At 43.2% G+C, this 15,116-nt stretch carries 18 protein-coding genes; 8 read left to right on the top strand and 10 right to left on the bottom strand.

Annotated features, from left to right (window positions below):
* Window positions 1-440: 440 nt before the first annotated feature.
* Both DSM107010_RS40545 and DSM107010_RS33320 read right to left on the bottom strand, forming a co-directional pair.
* Complete coding sequence (locus DSM107010_RS40545; protein WP_015154382.1) at window positions 441-611, bottom strand: hypothetical protein; 171 nt, start codon at window positions 609-611, stop codon at window positions 441-443.
* A gap of 143 nt (window positions 612-754) precedes the next feature.
* The gene (locus tag DSM107010_RS33320; protein ID WP_015154381.1) at window positions 755-1,078 is read right to left on the bottom strand and encodes a 2Fe-2S iron-sulfur cluster-binding protein; all 324 of its coding nucleotides are present in this window, start codon (window positions 1,076-1,078) and stop codon (window positions 755-757) included.
* Window positions 1,079-1,360: 282 nt separating this feature from the next.
* Here DSM107010_RS33320 and acnB point away from each other — a divergent pair, with 282 nt between their 5' ends.
* From acnB to DSM107010_RS33305, 3 genes are all read left to right on the top strand, one after another.
* Window positions 1,361-3,973 (top strand): bifunctional aconitate hydratase 2/2-methylisocitrate dehydratase, encoded by a 2,613-nt coding sequence (gene acnB / locus DSM107010_RS33315; protein ID WP_106169446.1) that lies wholly within the window; start codon window positions 1,361-1,363, stop codon window positions 3,971-3,973.
* Window positions 3,974-4,037: 64 nt separating this feature from the next.
* The gene (locus DSM107010_RS33310) at window positions 4,038-4,280 is read left to right on the top strand and encodes an antitoxin family protein (protein WP_106169445.1); all 243 of its coding nucleotides are present in this window, start codon (window positions 4,038-4,040) and stop codon (window positions 4,278-4,280) included.
* Window positions 4,277-4,690, top strand: a complete 414-nt coding sequence (locus tag DSM107010_RS33305) for a type II toxin-antitoxin system VapC family toxin (protein ID WP_106169444.1) — start codon at window positions 4,277-4,279, stop codon at window positions 4,688-4,690. The genes DSM107010_RS33310 and DSM107010_RS33305 overlap by 4 nt, the downstream gene beginning before the upstream one ends.
* Before the next feature lie 116 nt (window positions 4,691-4,806).
* On the opposite strand, the gene DSM107010_RS33300 is transcribed toward DSM107010_RS33305, so the two are convergent.
* Window positions 4,807-5,085 carry a hypothetical protein gene (locus DSM107010_RS33300; protein WP_106169443.1) on the bottom strand — a complete coding sequence of 93 codons (279 nt, stop codon included), beginning with the start codon at window positions 5,083-5,085 and terminating at the stop codon, window positions 4,807-4,809.
* A 149-nt stretch (window positions 5,086-5,234) separates the two neighbouring features.
* Between DSM107010_RS33300 and DSM107010_RS33295 the strand changes: the two genes are divergently transcribed.
* Window positions 5,235-5,429 (top strand): hypothetical protein, encoded by a 195-nt coding sequence (locus DSM107010_RS33295; RefSeq protein WP_015154376.1) that lies wholly within the window; start codon window positions 5,235-5,237, stop codon window positions 5,427-5,429.
* A 56-nt stretch (window positions 5,430-5,485) separates the two neighbouring features.
* On the opposite strand, the gene DSM107010_RS33290 is transcribed toward DSM107010_RS33295, so the two are convergent.
* On the bottom strand, window positions 5,486-6,721 hold the full coding sequence (locus DSM107010_RS33290; RefSeq protein ID WP_127025032.1) for a Hint domain-containing protein: 1,236 nt from the start codon (window positions 6,719-6,721) through the stop codon (window positions 5,486-5,488).
* Window positions 6,722-6,728: 7 nt separating this feature from the next.
* The gene (locus DSM107010_RS33285) at window positions 6,729-6,986 is read right to left on the bottom strand and encodes a CRR7 family NDH-1 assembly protein (RefSeq protein WP_106218489.1); all 258 of its coding nucleotides are present in this window, start codon (window positions 6,984-6,986) and stop codon (window positions 6,729-6,731) included.
* Between the two features lie 97 nt (window positions 6,987-7,083).
* On the opposite strand from DSM107010_RS33285, the gene DSM107010_RS33280 reads away from it, so the two are divergent.
* Entirely contained in the window at window positions 7,084-8,067 is a 984-nt protein-coding gene (locus DSM107010_RS33280) for a YegS/Rv2252/BmrU family lipid kinase (protein WP_015154372.1), read from the top strand.
* 90 nt (window positions 8,068-8,157) lie between these two features.
* On the opposite strand, the gene DSM107010_RS33275 is transcribed toward DSM107010_RS33280, so the two are convergent.
* Together DSM107010_RS33275 and DSM107010_RS33270 are read right to left on the bottom strand one after the other, a co-directional pair.
* Window positions 8,158-9,147, bottom strand: a complete 990-nt coding sequence (locus DSM107010_RS33275) for a zinc-dependent alcohol dehydrogenase family protein (RefSeq protein WP_127025029.1) — start codon at window positions 9,145-9,147, stop codon at window positions 8,158-8,160.
* A gap of 57 nt (window positions 9,148-9,204) precedes the next feature.
* Window positions 9,205-10,101, bottom strand: coding sequence for a DMT family transporter (locus DSM107010_RS33270; RefSeq protein ID WP_127025026.1), 897 nt, complete (start codon window positions 10,099-10,101; stop codon window positions 9,205-9,207).
* Between the two features lie 199 nt (window positions 10,102-10,300).
* On the opposite strand from DSM107010_RS33270, the gene DSM107010_RS33265 reads away from it, so the two are divergent.
* A complete protein-coding gene (locus tag DSM107010_RS33265; RefSeq protein WP_106169554.1) occupies window positions 10,301-11,101 on the top strand; it encodes a hypothetical protein in 801 nt (266 codons plus the stop codon).
* Window positions 11,102-11,220: 119 nt separating this feature from the next.
* Here the strand turns inward: DSM107010_RS33265 and infC are convergent, their stop codons facing one another.
* Window positions 11,221-11,757, bottom strand: coding sequence for a translation initiation factor IF-3 (gene infC / locus DSM107010_RS33260; RefSeq protein ID WP_015154368.1), 537 nt, complete (start codon window positions 11,755-11,757; stop codon window positions 11,221-11,223).
* Window positions 11,758-12,114: 357 nt separating this feature from the next.
* On the opposite strand from infC, the gene DSM107010_RS33255 reads away from it, so the two are divergent.
* Entirely contained in the window at window positions 12,115-13,056 is a 942-nt protein-coding gene (locus DSM107010_RS33255; RefSeq protein WP_015154367.1) for an alpha/beta fold hydrolase, read from the top strand.
* Window positions 13,057-13,113: 57 nt separating this feature from the next.
* Here the strand turns inward: DSM107010_RS33255 and DSM107010_RS33250 are convergent, their stop codons facing one another.
* Window positions 13,114-13,452: a hypothetical protein gene (locus DSM107010_RS33250; RefSeq protein WP_015154366.1), complete on the bottom strand. Its 339-nt coding sequence runs from the start codon at window positions 13,450-13,452 to the stop codon at window positions 13,114-13,116.
* 473 nt (window positions 13,453-13,925) lie between these two features.
* Between DSM107010_RS33250 and ilvN the strand changes: the two genes are divergently transcribed.
* Window positions 13,926-14,450 (top strand): acetolactate synthase small subunit, encoded by a 525-nt coding sequence (gene ilvN, locus DSM107010_RS33245; RefSeq protein WP_015154365.1) that lies wholly within the window; start codon window positions 13,926-13,928, stop codon window positions 14,448-14,450.
* Window position 14,451: 1 nt separating this feature from the next.
* On the opposite strand, the gene DSM107010_RS33240 is transcribed toward ilvN, so the two are convergent.
* Window positions 14,452-14,943: an NUDIX hydrolase gene (locus DSM107010_RS33240; protein ID WP_199197696.1), complete on the bottom strand. Its 492-nt coding sequence runs from the start codon at window positions 14,941-14,943 to the stop codon at window positions 14,452-14,454.
* Window positions 14,944-15,116 lie beyond the last annotated feature (173 nt).

Below are 15,116 nucleotides of genomic sequence, written 5' to 3'. Positions count from 1 at the left end.
AGCGAGAGTGGTTGCTAGCATGATTAGAAGTTGAAAAACCTCTCTTCTATACTTACATCCTTACTTGTTTAGGACTACCATCCTTACCAATTCACCAAGATTGTGATTCAAAACCCGCCCGTACAACCGTGAACAATTCGTAGGGGCGGGTTTAGCTAGAATCCTTACCAATTCATACCAATTTACTCTTTGACTACGACAAAAGAGATCCCCCCAACCCCCCTTATCAAGGGGGGCTAGGAGGGATCTTCTGTAGCATAGTTTTAGTGAAATGGTATCACCAAGATGGCGATCCAAAACCCGCCCATACAACCGTGAACAATTCGTAGGGGCTGTTTTTGAGAACATCCCTGTAACAGAACAAACAATTAAAAGTGAGGAGTCAAAATTGAGTAACACCTAGTGCAGAATCTTAGATTGAATTATCTCTCTGATAACTATCAACTGATAACAACTGCTTCGACAATTGCTTTTTGGGTGAGGAAATCTACGCTAGTAATTGCCCAGCGTAACGGTTCTCCAGACAAACGTAATTGTGTCTCAATTGCTTGCAGTAACTGGGCTGGCGTTTCCTGAAGATTAATTTCTAGAGTGATAAATTGAGTAGTCATGTAATGGCGGGAGTCGGGAGTCGAGCAAGGGTACAGGGTTTAATTGTAAATTGTGAATTGCAAATTCTCTCCCTTGTCTCCCTTGTCTCCCTTGTCTTCCTTGTCTTCCTTGTCTTCCTTGTCTTCCTTATCTCCCTTGTCCTTCACTTCTGGGGTTGTCCAAATTGCAAATCGTATAACTCGTCTTCTTTTTCCGTTTCAATTTTCAAATCGGAACGGGGACGGGCAACACATAGCAAGACATAGCCTTGTTGTTGAAGTTCGGGACTCACACCCATTCCATCGCTTTGATCTACAGTTCCTTCTAGAATTTTGCCAGCGCAGGTAGTACAAACGCCTGCGTTACAAGAACTCGGCAAGTCTAGCCCAGCAGCAGTAGCAGCCCGTAAAATGATTTTGTCTTCTGGGACTTGAATCGTGTGAGTTTCGCCTTGATGATGAATTTGAACCGTGTAAGTTTGAGACATATATAAAGTTAGGGCGATCGCAAGCTCGAACGCAGCATCAGCTATTGTAAATTGCTCACCAGTTATTTTATCTTGTACGGTCGGGTTCTAACGAATGGTCATTAGTCATTCGTCATTTGTCATTGGTTGTTGGTGAGTAGCTAGTCACCGAATCTTTATTTAGTCACTAGCCACCAGCCACTAACCACTGATAACTGTTAACTGATAACTGATAACTGGCTCTTGCTAGCACTAAGCTGGAAGTAGGAAGTAAAAATACTGGAGATCCTTAAGAGGTAGAGAATGCTGGAACAATATCGGCAGCAAGTAGCAGAACGCGGGGCATTAGGTATTCCGCCGTTACCATTGGATGCGGCACAAACATCGGATTTGTGTGAATTGCTGAAACATCCGCCTGCTGGGGAAGAGGAGACATTGCTGCACCTGTTGCGCGATCGCATTCCTCCTGGTGTCGATCCGGCGGCTTATGTCAAGGCTGGGTTTTTAACGGCTGTGGCTAAGGGTGACGTGACGAGTCCCCTTGTTTCCCCTACAGATGCGATCGCTTTATTGGGAACGATGGTAGGCGGTTATAACGTGCGATCGCTAATCGATCTACTCAGTGCGGAGGCGACTTTAGCTGCTGCTGCTGCCAAGGCTTTGAGTAAGATCGCTCTAGTTTATGAGTCTTACCACGATGTTTTGGATTTGTCAAGTGAAGGCAATCCTTACGCTAAGCAGGTAGTTGATTCTTGGGCAAATGCCGAGTGGTTCACTTCTCGCCCGACTTTACCTGAAGCTATCACCGTCACTGTATTTAAAGTGCCTGGGGAGACGAACACGGACGATTTATCTCCTGCACCCCATGCTACTACACGCCCTGATATTCCCTTACATGCCTTAGTGATGTTGGAATCGCGGCAATCTGGTAGTTTAGAAACGATCGCTCAGTTAAAGCAAAAAGGACATCCTGTAGCTTATGTTGGCGATGTTGTCGGTACGGGTTCTTCCCGCAAGTCGGCAATTAACTCGGTGTTGTGGCATATCGGTCAAGATATTCCCTGCATTCCCAACAAGCGGGCAGGGGGGTATATTTTAGGTAGTGCGATCGCGCCAATTTTCTTCAATACAGCTGAGGATGCTGGTGCATTGCCAATTCAGTGTGATGTCACCCAGATGGAAACGGGTATGGTAATTACCATCCATCCTTATAAAGGGGAAATTACCAACGAAGCAGGCGAAGTTATCTCTACCTTCACTCTCAAACCCGACACGATTTTAGATGAAGTTCGTGCAGGCGGACGCATCCCCCTATTAATCGGACGTACCCTTACCGATAAAACTCGCACGGCTTTGGGATTAGAACCGAGTCCTATCTTTACTCGTCCCAAGCAACCAGTTGATACGGGTAAAGGCTATACTCTAGCGCAAAAAATGGTGGGTAAAGCTTGCGGTTTACCTGGTGTCCGTCCTGGGACTTACTGCGAACCGATTATGACTACTGTTGGTTCCCAGGATACCACGGGACCCATGACGCGCGATGAGTTGAAAGAACTTGCATGTTTGGGTTTCAGTGCTGACTTGGTGATGCAAAGTTTCTGTCATACGGCAGCTTATCCCAAACCTGTAGATGTGAAAGTTCACCACGAACTCCCCGATTTCATGTCTTCTCGCGCTGGCGTTGCCTTGCGTCCTGGGGATGGTATTATCCACTCTTGGCTAAATCGGATGCTGTTACCCGATACTGTCGGTACAGGTGGCGATTCTCACACTCGTTTTCCCTTGGGAATTTCTTTCCCTGCTGGTTCTGGGTTGGTAGCGTTTGCAGCGGCTTTAGGTGTAATGCCTTTGGATATGCCGGAATCTGTTTTAGTTAGATTCAAAGGTGAGTTACAGCCAGGGGTGACGCTGCGGGATATTGTCAATGCAATTCCCTATGTGGCGATTCAAAAAGGATTGCTGACGGTAGCCAAACAGAATAAGAAAAATATCTTTTCTGGACGGATTATGGAAATAGAAGGCTTGCCAGATTTAAAAGTCGAACAAGCTTTTGAACTTACCGATGCGACAGCAGAAAGATCTTGTGCGGGTTGTACCATCAAATTGAGTATCGAAACTGTTTCCGAATATTTGCGTTCCAACATCGCGCTGATGAAAAATATGGTGGCGCGGGGTTATCAGGATGCTAAAACCATCATGCGTCGCGTTGCCAAGATGGAAGAATGGTTAGCAAATCCTGTGTTGATGGAAGGCGATGCTGATGCAGAATATGCCGAAATCATCGAAATTGATTTGAATGAAATCAAGGAACCAATTGTTGCCGCACCTAACGATCCTGACAACGTGAAATTGTTATCGGAAGTGGAAAACGATCCGGTACAAGAAGTATTTGTTGGTTCCTGTATGACTAATATCGGTCATTATCGGGCAACCGCGAAAGTATTAGAAGGTGCTGGCGCTGTTAAAACTCGTTTGTGGATTTGTCCGCCTACCCGCATGGATGAAAAACAACTCAAGGAAGAGGGTGTTTACGGTGTGTTTGGTGCGGCTGGTGCGAGAACAGAAATGCCTGGTTGCAGTTTATGTATGGGTAATCAGGCGCGGGTTGAAGATGGCGTAACGGTGTTTTCTACTTCTACGCGAAACTTCAATAATCGCATGGGTAAGGATGCTCAAGTTTACCTCGGTTCTGCTGAGTTAGCTGCTGTTTGTGCCTTACTCGGTCGTCTGCCTTCCGTACAGGAATATATGGACATCGTAGCGCATAAAATTCATCCTTTTGCTGGCGATTTGTATCGCTATTTGAACTTCGATCAAATCTCAGGTTTTGCGGATGAAGGACGGGTAATTCCTTTAGAAGAGATGCCTCGGATTGAGGATATTTTGGGAATGCCTACGGCTGCTAGTAAGTCATAATTGTAGGGTGGGCAATGCCCACCCTATTTCTACATAAATTTTGCACAATAGGATAACTTGAATTATGAGTGAAACTATAACAGTTGTATTTGACGGTGAAGTTTTTCGTCCAGATTCTCCACCTAATTTAGAACCAAATACACGCTACACTATTACAGTTGAATCTGTCGAGCCTGTAGTTAAAGACAATGCTTGGGATGTTCTAGAGGCAATGGTAGGAACGGTAGAAGCTCCTAGCGATTGGTCTAGCCAACACGACCATTATCTATATGGCACACCAAAACATAACACTGAAAATAATGAATGAATGGCGATCGCTTGTTTATAGATACTGTATTTATTCAAGCCTTACTGAATCGTAATGACCAGTATCACCAACAGGCTAAATCCTTTTTACCACGATTACGTGCTGCTTTAGAAGTATGGGTGACTGAAGTAGTTTTGATTGAAGTTGGCAATGCTTTAAGTGCTACTAATCGTACAGCAGCTATTCAGTTTATTGAGCAGTGCTACCAGACAAGTAATATACAAGTTGTCTCTGTCGATACGCAATTGCTAAGCCGTGCTATACAACTTTACCAATCTCGTCCAGATAAAACCTGGAGACTTACGGATTGCATATCATTTATTGTTATGCAAGACCAAGGTTTAATCAACGCGGTTACAGTTGATAGGCATTTTGTCCAAGCAGGTTATCGTGCTTTATTGTTAGAGTAATTTTAGCAAATGTATTAGACTGAGCAGTATCTTTACTTGCAGCAATCATAAAACCGTAGAAAGTTTCTAACAAAAGTCAAAAAGTTTTTATTTTTATTGCTGCATTCTGTTAGTTCTCACTCTTTGCTGTTTTTGCTAGAATCATGCTTATTGCTAAACTTAAATATTACTCCCAGCAACCTAAAAATCATGCCCAAAAAGAACATTGTTACTAATCCATAAACCAAAATATCCAATCCAAGATCTCCAATTAGCTCTCTTTGGAATTTTGTTTTCGGAGAAGTCCAATAAAAACTGGGTTTCCAGTATTGCAAAGCAAAAAATAATAAAAGTATCAGAGCTGCTATGGCTGTGCCTTTATAACTATTTGTTAACTTGTTAGCTTTGGGAGACATAACTTTTCTTAAAGATAGTAATATGGTACTAAACAAATATTTTCAGTAGAATAGGAAAGTCGTGCTAAGCGTTTAGCTGGGGGCTGTTGAATTCTAGTTTTGTTAGAAGCATCTGATAGTTCTAATGTAAATTTAGGAAAGAAGTAACGATGCTAGAAATTCACAAAAGTTATATCCTTGATGAGAAAGGACAACCTATAGCCGTACAAATTCCTATTGCTGAGTTTGAAAAAATTGAAGAAATACTAGAAGATTATGGCTTAGCGCAACTGATGAATGAAGTAAAAGATGAAAAGCCATTATCTAAAGATGAAGCTTTGCAACAACTCATAAAAGAAGAGTAAAGCGCGATCGCACCCCTACCTCTACAAACGCGATCGCTATTTTAAACTATAAATATTTAAGAATCAACTTGCTCGATTCCCATTAAATACCACTGATTTTCAGCATCTATACTAATATTCCAATATTCAGTAAAAGATCGCGGTTCAGGTTCGCCACTTCTGACGTATCCTTGAGGAGAGAGAACGAAGTTAGTTATTTTTGCATTTGTCTGTATTTTAAACATATGCTTGTCTTGCTCTTGTCTGTAACTAATCGGTGCAAGTTCAATTATTTCAGGTTGATAAACAATATCAAAATTATTGCCAAAATCACGTAGAAAAATATATTCTTGTTTAGAGTAAAATGGCTCGGCAACATACTCAACCATTCGAGTAAATTTTTTCATCGTCCAGTCAGATTGATACCGAACAAATAGTTGAGTTACTTTTTCTATTAATTCCGTTCTACTACATAGGTGCTGATAGTCTTGTTCGTTAATTTCCGATCTAATTGAAATTAAACGCCAAATTTCATTGTCTTTTGTATAGCTAGCAGAATAGCAATTGGTAAAATTTGGATATACAAGTGTAGCAAATTTAATTAAATCTAGATTATCAGTAAAATCTTTTCTAAAGAAACGAATAAAATTATAAATTTCTCGTCGAAAACCAAAAGGTACTAGTACAGATGATAAGAGCATACACACAAATACAAAACTGTAGATAGTCTTTTTAGTAATTGGAGTAGATGAACTACTTCCATGTTCTCCTCCAGAAAAGCCTCTACCACCACCGCCTCCATGTCCACCACCACCACCTTTGTTATGTACTAATATGTTGTTTGCATAAAAGTTATGTTGAGGATTAATGGAAATCAAATTATAGACAGTAATGGTTTTATTTATATGCTCAATAGAAGAAATAATATGAGTAGCAGCATCTTCTCCTACAAGGCGATCGCCTACTTTTAGTCTTCGCGCTTCAACTAAATCGATTCCTGTAGAAGTTTGAATGTAAAACGGGTGAGTTCCCGTAACTTTGAGCGTTTCGTTAATTATAAAATAATCAGGAGAAGATAAAACTTGAATTTCACCAATTTTCCCTACTTCAGAATGATGCGTGGTAAAGTTGTAACTAATAACGCGATCGCCTGGATGCAATTGCTCAATTAATTTATCGCCCGTTGGAGTTGAAATTGTGGTTCCCTCTCCAAAGCAACCGCCACGAGCATAAGCAAAATTAGGTAAACAGAAAAATAATAATAAAATAGCCAAACTCATTCCTAACAGTTTGGCACATCCAATAATTTTCATTGAAATATTACTTTTCTAACCGCACGGCGTACCACTGTAAAAACTGCCCTGGTTCTAAGTCTAAATCGCAACTCGTATCGATTAAATACTTAGCCTGAGCTTCGATAGAGTTGAACTTTTGCAACTCTGGGGGTAAATTCTGTTGCCTCTGACTCAAAACATCTTTAAGCTTTTCTAACAATTCCGCAGCCGTAAGAAATTGTTCTGGCTGGTTTGGTTCTAGGACAACAAAGTGATCCTCTTGATACATTAAAGGGTCTGTCATAAATTAATTGTAACTTAGGATATAGTGACAAAATGCGTGTTTCAGCTGCTAGTTTAAAAGAAAACGCAACTATCTGAGTGCCGAATCGGAAGATTTTATGACCCGAAAGACAGCTTGCCTAGTATTTAACCCAGTTGCTGGTCAAAGTAACCCCGAACAAGATTTAGCACAAATTAGATCGCTGTTAGAGCCGGAGTTTGACTTGGACATTCGGATGACAACAGCAGAAATGGATGCGGATGAAATCGCCAGAGAAGCGATCGCAGATGGCGCAAAAGTTATTATCGCATCTGGCGGCGACGGTACTCTCTCAGCGGCGGCTGATGCTGTAGTGGGAACGGATATTCCCTTAGGTGTTATTTCTCGCGGTACGGCTAACGCTTTTGCCGCAGCTTTAGAACTACCAGATACAATTGAAGCTGCTTGTCAGATGATTTTAGGAGGAGTCACGCGCAAAGTTGATGCGGCTTTGTGCAACGATCGCCCGATGGTATTGCTAGCTGGCATTGGGTTTGAGGCGGAAACGGTAGAAAAAGCAGATCGTCAGGCGAAAAAGCGATTTGGAATGCTAGCTTATGTAATGGCTGGACTGCAACAGTTGCGCGAATTGGAAAGCTTTACAGCAGAAATTGAGACAGAAGACAGAATTATCAACGTCACGGCTGCTGCAATTACCGTAGCCAACGCCGCACCACCTACCTCGGTTTTAGCTCAAGGTCCAGACGGGGTAGTATTCGATGATGGACTATTAGATGTTACCGTAGTTTCTTCTACAACTCGCGCCGGAGCGATCGCAGCTTCTTTTCACTTACTCTCTACAGCTTTAAACGAGAATGCAGCCGAACGAGATGACGTAGGATATTTACGCGCCGAACGAGTCAAAATTCGCACCGATCCGCCGCAAAAAGTTGTTTTAGATGGCGAAATCATTGGTGAGACACCTATCGATGTCAAATGCATTCCAGATGGACTGACGATTTTTGTCCCAAAGGAAGCAGCACCACCCTCAGCCGCAGAAAAACTGGAAGGACTACCAGATTTGATTGTGGAAAATAAAGTGGTTGTCGGGTTTGCGGATTAATCAGTTATTAGTGACTAGTGACTAGTGGCTGGTGACTAGAATTCTCCCCCTTGTCCCCCTTGTCCCCCTTGTCCCCTCCCAACCAAAAAGCTACACTTCCACCACAACTTTCCCGACTGCTTGACCTGATTCGGCGTAGCGATGGGCTTCTGCGACCTCAGAGAAACGAAAGGATTTAGGATCGAGTAAGGGGCGGATTTTGCCCTGGTCTACGAGTTTGGCAACGTTGAAGAGGATTTTGCCATGTTCTGCTCGTTGAGTGTCGTATAACATACGTAAGAGCATAAAAACGACGTGTAAGGTTAGTCCTTTGGCATGAAGGGGGCTGAGGTCGTGGGTGGAACGGGTAGAGATGGAAACTACTGTACCGTGCATTCCAGCCGCAGCGAAAGAGCGATCGAGGTTGTCTTTACCAACTGTATCAAAAACTACGTCAAAGCCTTTGCCTGAAGTGTGTTCTGCTACGTATTCTTCTACGGTTTGCTGACGATAATTGATGACTGTATCAGCTCCTAAATCGCGGGCGATCGCCGCCTTTTCTTTACTAGAAACTGTAGTATAGACTTTTGCCCCCGCCCATTTTGCCAGTTGGATGCCAATATGACCGACTCCTCCAGTTGCAGCATGAACTAGTACGGTTTGTCCTGGCTGGATTTTGGCGCGATAAATTAAACTTTCCCAGGCTGTAATTGCTACTAATGGTAAAGCAGCAGCTTCTTTCATTGAAAGAGATTTGGGCTTTAATGCCAGTAAATCGGCATCAGCTAGCATATATTCTGCCAAAGCACCGCCCATACCTTTGAATCCGCCTGCACAGCCGTAGACTTCATCCCCAGGTTTAAAAGTGGTGACTCCTTCCCCCACTGCTTCAACTACCCCTGCAACATCACCATGCAATACAGCAGGGAATTCAGGCGCGATCGCGGGCATTGCCCCTCGTCGCAGTTTAAAATCAACTGGATTGACGCTGGTAGCTGCAACTCGAATTAAAACATGACCGGGAATCACTTCTGGTTTTGGTAGTTCTATAGTTTGGAATACGCTTGGTTCGCCAAAAGAGGCGATCGCTTGGGCTTTCATGGTAGTTGGTAGTTGGTAGTTAGTATGAGTTTATAAGTACTCATGTGGTTTTGACTTTTAACTTTTGACTTTTGATTTCCTACCTAATGCCACTGTCATCACTACTATAGTTGCAGCTCCTAGAGTTAGAGGTGTAATTGTCTCACTTAGTAACAGCGCTGAGGCGAAAATTGTCAAAAATGGCTGCAAAAGTTGAACTTGTCCGACTCTGGCGACACCACCCAAAGCTAGTCCGCGATACCAAGGGAAAAAAGCCAGAAATTGACTGATAATACTAACGTAAGCAAATCCCAACCAGGCAGAAGGGGAGGCGGTTAATCCATGCTGGTAAACTGCGATCGCGGTTGGTACGACTAATATTGGGGCTGTAAACACTAATGCCCAACAAATCACTTGCCAGCCGCCTAAATCTTTTGCTAACCGTCCGCCTTCGGCATAACTCACAGCCGCAGCGAAACCCGCGCCAAGTAAAACCAAATCTGCCCAGTGCATTTGTCCTGCACCCGAAACAATCGCGAACAGCACGACGGTGATACTACCTGCAATGCTGGCAATCCAGAAACCTAAACTGGGGCGTTCTCCTAATCGCCATGCGCCTGCTAATGCCGTTGCTAAAGGCATCAGTCCTAGAACCACTCCGCCGTGGGCAGCTGGTAGCTGTTGCATTGCCCAAGCTGAGAGTAAGGGAAATCCTAAAACCACCCCCGCAGCAACAATCGCTATACTTTTCCAGTAACGGCGCTTGGGTAAGGGTTGATGAGTTATTCGTAAAACTACCATTGCCAAAAATGCTGCGACAATCGCCCTTCCTAAACCAACAAAATTGGGGTCAAAATCGGTGACGGCGACGCGAGTTGCTGGTAGTGTTAAGCTAAAGCCGAATACCCCCACAAAGCCATATATTAATCCCAGTAGTTCGGGATCGATGCCGCGAATTTTTTGATTTTGTTTCACCCTTGCAACTTCCTCTTTCTTGGCGCACCACAGGGAATACTTTCAGGTTTAGCCAGGAAAAAGCGATCGCGAAAGGTACGGATTTAGGAATTTTATTCTAGTACAGTGAAATTTTACGTTTTTCTACTAGGTAAGACGATCGATTCTGTCTGAAATAGCAAAATAAATTATATAATAATTTTTCATAATTCTTCAAAATATGCCGGTTAAAATTTTTAGCTTTATATTTTTTCTATTTGGGTTTTTTCTAATTTGGCAAGGTTTTATTGTACTTCAGATTTTTGGCTGGTTACTTATTTTGTTAGTCACATACTATAGCAGTTGTTGGATTAGTCCATTATTTGTAACTGAAGGAAGGCAGCTAGTAAAAATATTTCAGATAGACCAACTAGAAGGAATTATTTGTAGTTCAATCCGCTTTCCCTACTGGTTAGATCTAGCTAATAGCCTGTTATTTATCCCAGAAGAGAAAGTCTTTTTCCCTGAATATAAAAAAGCCTTTGTGTTTGAATTAGAGACACAAAAAACCTACTGGAAGCCAATGAGTGAAGTCAATCTAGATGAAGCTAAACCTTTAAAATCTCTTCATACTGGCTCTACAGAGCAGCAAGACGGTTTGAGTATTTACTATGCATCTCCTTCTTCAAAGGAAGGACTGAGAATCGAATGTAGTACTATTGGCTTTAGCTTACCAATTATTGGTTATTACTTTGCTTTTCCTTGTGGTAACGCTCATGGTTGGGAGTTAGCAAAACGTTTTTTTACCTGGAAGAAACAAGTTGTCAGAGCCGCGTCCGGTACAGTTTTAGTGAAGCTAAACAAAATTATCTTCAACGATAATGAACTAAGGTATTACGTTGTTGGAGATAATTCTGAAGGCGCAATTGCTTGGGTAATGGGAGGAAAGTTTTTGATAATCCACGAAAATAGGCGTGTCTTCGTACTCGGTTCTTTCAACCCGACTACATCTATCCCACAAACTACCGCAATAAATCCATAATCTCTATCTTGCGCCTTGCATCCCATGTTCAAACAAAATTGCGATCGCACACAAATCTACCATCCTAACGCGCGATCGCAAATCAAAAGCCCCCCAATTTATCGGGGGGTTGGGGGGATCTACTTCTTAGGAGAGATCAACATCATCATATTGCGCCCTTCCTTCTTCGGCGCTTGTTGTAGCTCTCCTACCTCTTGCAGATCCGTTGCCATCCGCTTGAGCAAGGTTTCTGCCAAATCGCTGTGTTGAATTTCCCGACCTCGGAACATCACAGTTGCTTTCACCTTATCGCCATCTTTCAAGAAGCGTTCGGCTTGATTGACGCGCACTCGATAGTCATGTTCCTCAATCTTGTAGCGCATCTTCACTTCTTTTACGTCAGCCGTATGCTGCTTCTTCCGAGCTTCCCGCGCCTTCTTCTCCTGCTCGAATTTATACTTGCCGTAGTCCATAATTCGGCACACAGGCGGATCGGCTTTATCACTGAGCAGAACGAGGTCTAACTCTTTTTCCTCAGCAATTTGCAGTGCTTCGTAGGGAGTTAAAATTCCCATCTGACTGCCATCAGTATCGATGACTCGAATCTTAGGGAATCGAATGCGTTCGTTAATTTGGGGTAAATCTTTTGTGGGTCTTCTTTTTTCAATCACAGGCATATAGGATTATTAGCAACTGTTTGTTAGATAACTGGGATGAATCCAGCTTGAGCAACTATTAGACTAAGACAACTATGTATACCTTCACACCAAAGAATCGGCTTTCGGAAACGTAACTAGTAGAGTCTACAATCCATAGCAAACAGCAGGCTTTCTTAGTACTTGCAATTCACGATAGCACTTTTTTCTGCTAGTTAGGGGTAGGGAAATTCCTCTATTTGCGAACTCCGATCGCCATCCATTTGTTAAGATCGCCTTAACTTATCAGGATAGATGCGATCGCCTCCCATCAAAACATCTCAATTGTTAAAATAATTTAGAGATTTTATAACTTTATTCAAATTGACCAAAACAAGCGTGGATACCTTATTACACTGGCAGCAACGGGTAGGTAGTCAAAGAGACTGGATTTGGCGTGGCTGGCAGACTCGCTACACTTTTATTCGCCCAGAACAACCTCAGCCTCAGACAACACCAATAATTTTACTGCATGGCTTTGGCACGTCAATCGGTCATTGGCGACAAAACTTAGCCGTGCTAGGGGAACAACACACAGTTTACGCGCTAGATATGTTGGGCTTTGGTGCGTCGGAAAAAGCTCCAGTGAGCTATAAGGTAGAACTGTGGGTAGAACAAGTTTACGATTTCTGGCGCACGTTTATTCAGCATCCAGTCGTCTTAGTTGGTAATTCTATCGGTTCGCTAGTGTCGCTGAGAGCAGCAGCCATGCATCCCGATATGGTGCAGGGTATTGTAATGCTCAGTCTTCCCGATCTATCTATCCGACAGGAAGCCATACCTAAGATTTTACGTCCCGCGATCGCCGCGATCGAAAATCTCTTCACCTCACCCCTATTAATTAAAACCATTTTTCGCATTGTCCGCCGCCCCCAAGTGGTAAAGCGTTGGGCAGGCATTGCATATGCTAATTCTGAAGCCGTAACTGATGAATTAGTAGATATTTTGTTAGGACCAGCTCAAGACCGAGGTTCGGCACAAGCTTTCTATGCCACGCTAAAAGCTATGTTGGATTCTCAATTCGATCCTTCAGTCAAGAGCATCTTGCCAAATCTAAACATTCCCATCCTACTGATTTGGGGACAGCAAGACCGCATGATTCCACCCGCTTTCGCTCCCAAGTTTGCTGCTTACAATCCTAACGTGCAGCTTCTAATTTTAGAGAATGCAGGACATTTCGCTCATGATGAGTGTCCTGAAGAAGTCAACCAAGCAGTCTTGAACTGGATCGACTCTTTCCTTGCCCGTCCCGATCTTGCTCTATACAAAGTTAATAATTAGTTGTTAATGGTTAATTGTTTGTATCGCCATTAACCATTAACAATCAGCCATCAGTTTTTATCCGATACTGACTTGATCGGTAGTTACGTCAGTTGCGCCTTGAACGTTTCTGGCAACAGAAACCATTTTTTGCAAAATATCTTGGCTGGGAACCTTGCCTTTTAAAACCACGGTACTGCCCGTTTGAGCTACGTAGAGAGTATCAATGTCAGTTAAGCTTTGGTCTTCATCAAATGCCAAAGCAACACGCTTAGCTAAACCACTCTGATCGTATTCTCCATTCAATCCTAGACGCTCGGGAGGAACTGATTCAGTGGCAGCAGCAGCCTGTGGCGTAGGATTAACTTGAGCATTTTGCGGTTTGTTCATGCCAAACAGTCTTTGTAACCAACCCATAGATTTTTCTCCTCAGTAATTAACTGCTCTCAGTGTAAGTTTGTGTAGCGATCGCCACACCTATCCGAAAGAAGATATAGTCACAAGTCGATCATCTTAAGAGTAAATCTACGAATTGAAGTTTAATTAAGTTAAATTTAATTTTTTTAGCTACTTTTTAACCTACAATTGCGCTGCAAGTCTCATTATCTACTTAGCGATCGCCCAACTCCCTTTTTGAGGAAGGCTAGGGGGAGCGAGTCTAGCTTCAAGCGCGTAACTCCTGCAACGACACGCGCCTTTTTTTCAGCTAGAAAACATTTGTTGAGAACGAAAGACGAGATAGATCGAGATAGAATATAAGGCTGAACAGATTGATTTTAGCGATCGGACAGAAAGTAGAGAGCAGTGAATAGCAACTATCAACCATCAACCATCTTCACGCATTGTAGCGCCAGCGCTTACCATCAACCATCAACCATCAACCATTAAAAATGAAACACACCCTTTCAGTTCTAGTGGAAGATGAAGCGGGGGTACTAACCCGCATTGCGGGTTTATTTGCCCGTCGTGGCTTTAACATTGAAAGCCTTGCTGTCGGTCAAGCGGAGCAAAACGGAGTCTCTCGAATTACAATGGTAGTCCCTGGGGACGATCGCGTCATCGAACAGCTGACCAAGCAGCTATATAAACTTGTCCACGTCCTCAAAGTCCAAGATATCACCGAAGTTCCTTGTGTCGAGCGGGAATTGATGTTGATTAAAGTGAATGCTACTAGCTCTAATCGCTCGGAAGTGATTGAAATCGCTCAGATCTTTCGCGCTAGAGTGGTCGATGTGGCTGAAGACTCTCTTACCTTAGAAGTTGTCGGCGACCCTGGTAAAATTGTCGCGCTCGTGCAGTTATTACAAAAGTTTGGACTGCGAGAGGTCGCCCGTACAGGTAAAATTGCCCTCGTGCGAGAGTCGGGAGTCAATACGGAATATCTTAAGTCTCAAGTCGAGGTAAAAGTGTCGTGAGTTAGGCTAAAGTCGTCAATCCGGCAAAATAGTCCTGCAATTGTTGGTTGTGGTCGTGAGCAAGTTGACCGGGAGGTAAAGCACCAGGAGGAAATGCACGAACTTCCATCACTTCTAATGGATCGCGGACTTTCATCCTGCCTGTGACATCTGCCTCAACTACAATACAAATCGAATGAATGCGCGGATCGCGATCGGGTGCGGAATAAACTCCTACCAGTCGTCGAATTTTGACTAAATCCAGCCCCGTTTCCTCGGCTAATTCTCGTTTGACTGCCGTAGCCACATCTTCACCCCAATCTACCATCCCTCCTGGTAGCGACCACAGCCCATTATCACGACGGCGAATCAAAACGATCCGACCATCAGGCAAGATGGGAATGATACTCGTGCCTGGGACGGGATGACGAAATATGATGCCGATGACAGTTTGAATAAATCGCCACCAGCGGCGTAGGGGTTGGGCGATCGCCTTAAAACTAGAAAAAATCACTATTTAACCGTTAGTTAAAATTTATAAATTTTCATATGCTGAAAAAATTCGGTGAAACCCCAGACAGATAGTCTATCCCAGCTTTTGATAATGTCTTAAGGCGATCTCCAAGAAACAAAATACCTATGAGGCAGGTCGGATAAGAATATCCCATTTGGGCAAGAGGGGATTGC

The sequence above is a fragment of the Chroococcidiopsis cubana SAG 39.79 genome, from assembly GCF_003991895.1.
Lineage (GTDB): Bacteria > Cyanobacteriota > Cyanobacteriia > Cyanobacteriales > Chroococcidiopsidaceae > Chroococcidiopsis > Chroococcidiopsis thermalis.
This window is presented reverse-complemented; position numbering and strand designations above follow the sequence as displayed.

Bases quoted from the DNA above. Each gene is read 5' to 3' on its own strand.
- DSM107010_RS33290 (WP_127025032.1), bottom strand. From the start codon at position 6,721: ATGAAAATTATTGGATGTGCCAAACTGTTAGGAATGAGTTTGGCTATT.
- DSM107010_RS33300 (WP_106169443.1), bottom strand. From the start codon at position 5,085: ATGTCTCCCAAAGCTAACAAGTTAACAAATAGTTATAAAGGCACAGCC.
- DSM107010_RS33265 (WP_106169554.1), top strand. From the start codon at position 10,301: ATGCCGGTTAAAATTTTTAGCTTTATATTTTTTCTATTTGGGTTTTTT.
- DSM107010_RS33295 (WP_015154376.1), top strand. From the start codon at position 5,235: ATGCTAGAAATTCACAAAAGTTATATCCTTGATGAGAAAGGACAACCT.
- DSM107010_RS40545 (WP_015154382.1), bottom strand. From the start codon at position 611: ATGACTACTCAATTTATCACTCTAGAAATTAATCTTCAGGAAACGCCA.
- DSM107010_RS33285 (WP_106218489.1), bottom strand. From the start codon at position 6,986: ATGACAGACCCTTTAATGTATCAAGAGGATCACTTTGTTGTCCTAGAA.
- DSM107010_RS33280 (WP_015154372.1), top strand. From the start codon at position 7,084: ATGACCCGAAAGACAGCTTGCCTAGTATTTAACCCAGTTGCTGGTCAA.
- DSM107010_RS33310 (WP_106169445.1), top strand. From the start codon at position 4,038: ATGAGTGAAACTATAACAGTTGTATTTGACGGTGAAGTTTTTCGTCCA.
- DSM107010_RS33320 (WP_015154381.1), bottom strand. From the start codon at position 1,078: ATGTCTCAAACTTACACGGTTCAAATTCATCATCAAGGCGAAACTCAC.
- acnB (WP_106169446.1), top strand. From the start codon at position 1,361: ATGCTGGAACAATATCGGCAGCAAGTAGCAGAACGCGGGGCATTAGGT.
- infC (WP_015154368.1), bottom strand. From the start codon at position 11,757: ATGCCTGTGATTGAAAAAAGAAGACCCACAAAAGATTTACCCCAAATT.
- DSM107010_RS33305 (WP_106169444.1), top strand. From the start codon at position 4,277: ATGAATGGCGATCGCTTGTTTATAGATACTGTATTTATTCAAGCCTTA.
- DSM107010_RS33250 (WP_015154366.1), bottom strand. From the start codon at position 13,452: ATGGGTTGGTTACAAAGACTGTTTGGCATGAACAAACCGCAAAATGCT.
- ilvN (WP_015154365.1), top strand. From the start codon at position 13,926: ATGAAACACACCCTTTCAGTTCTAGTGGAAGATGAAGCGGGGGTACTA.
- DSM107010_RS33275 (WP_127025029.1), bottom strand. From the start codon at position 9,147: ATGAAAGCCCAAGCGATCGCCTCTTTTGGCGAACCAAGCGTATTCCAA.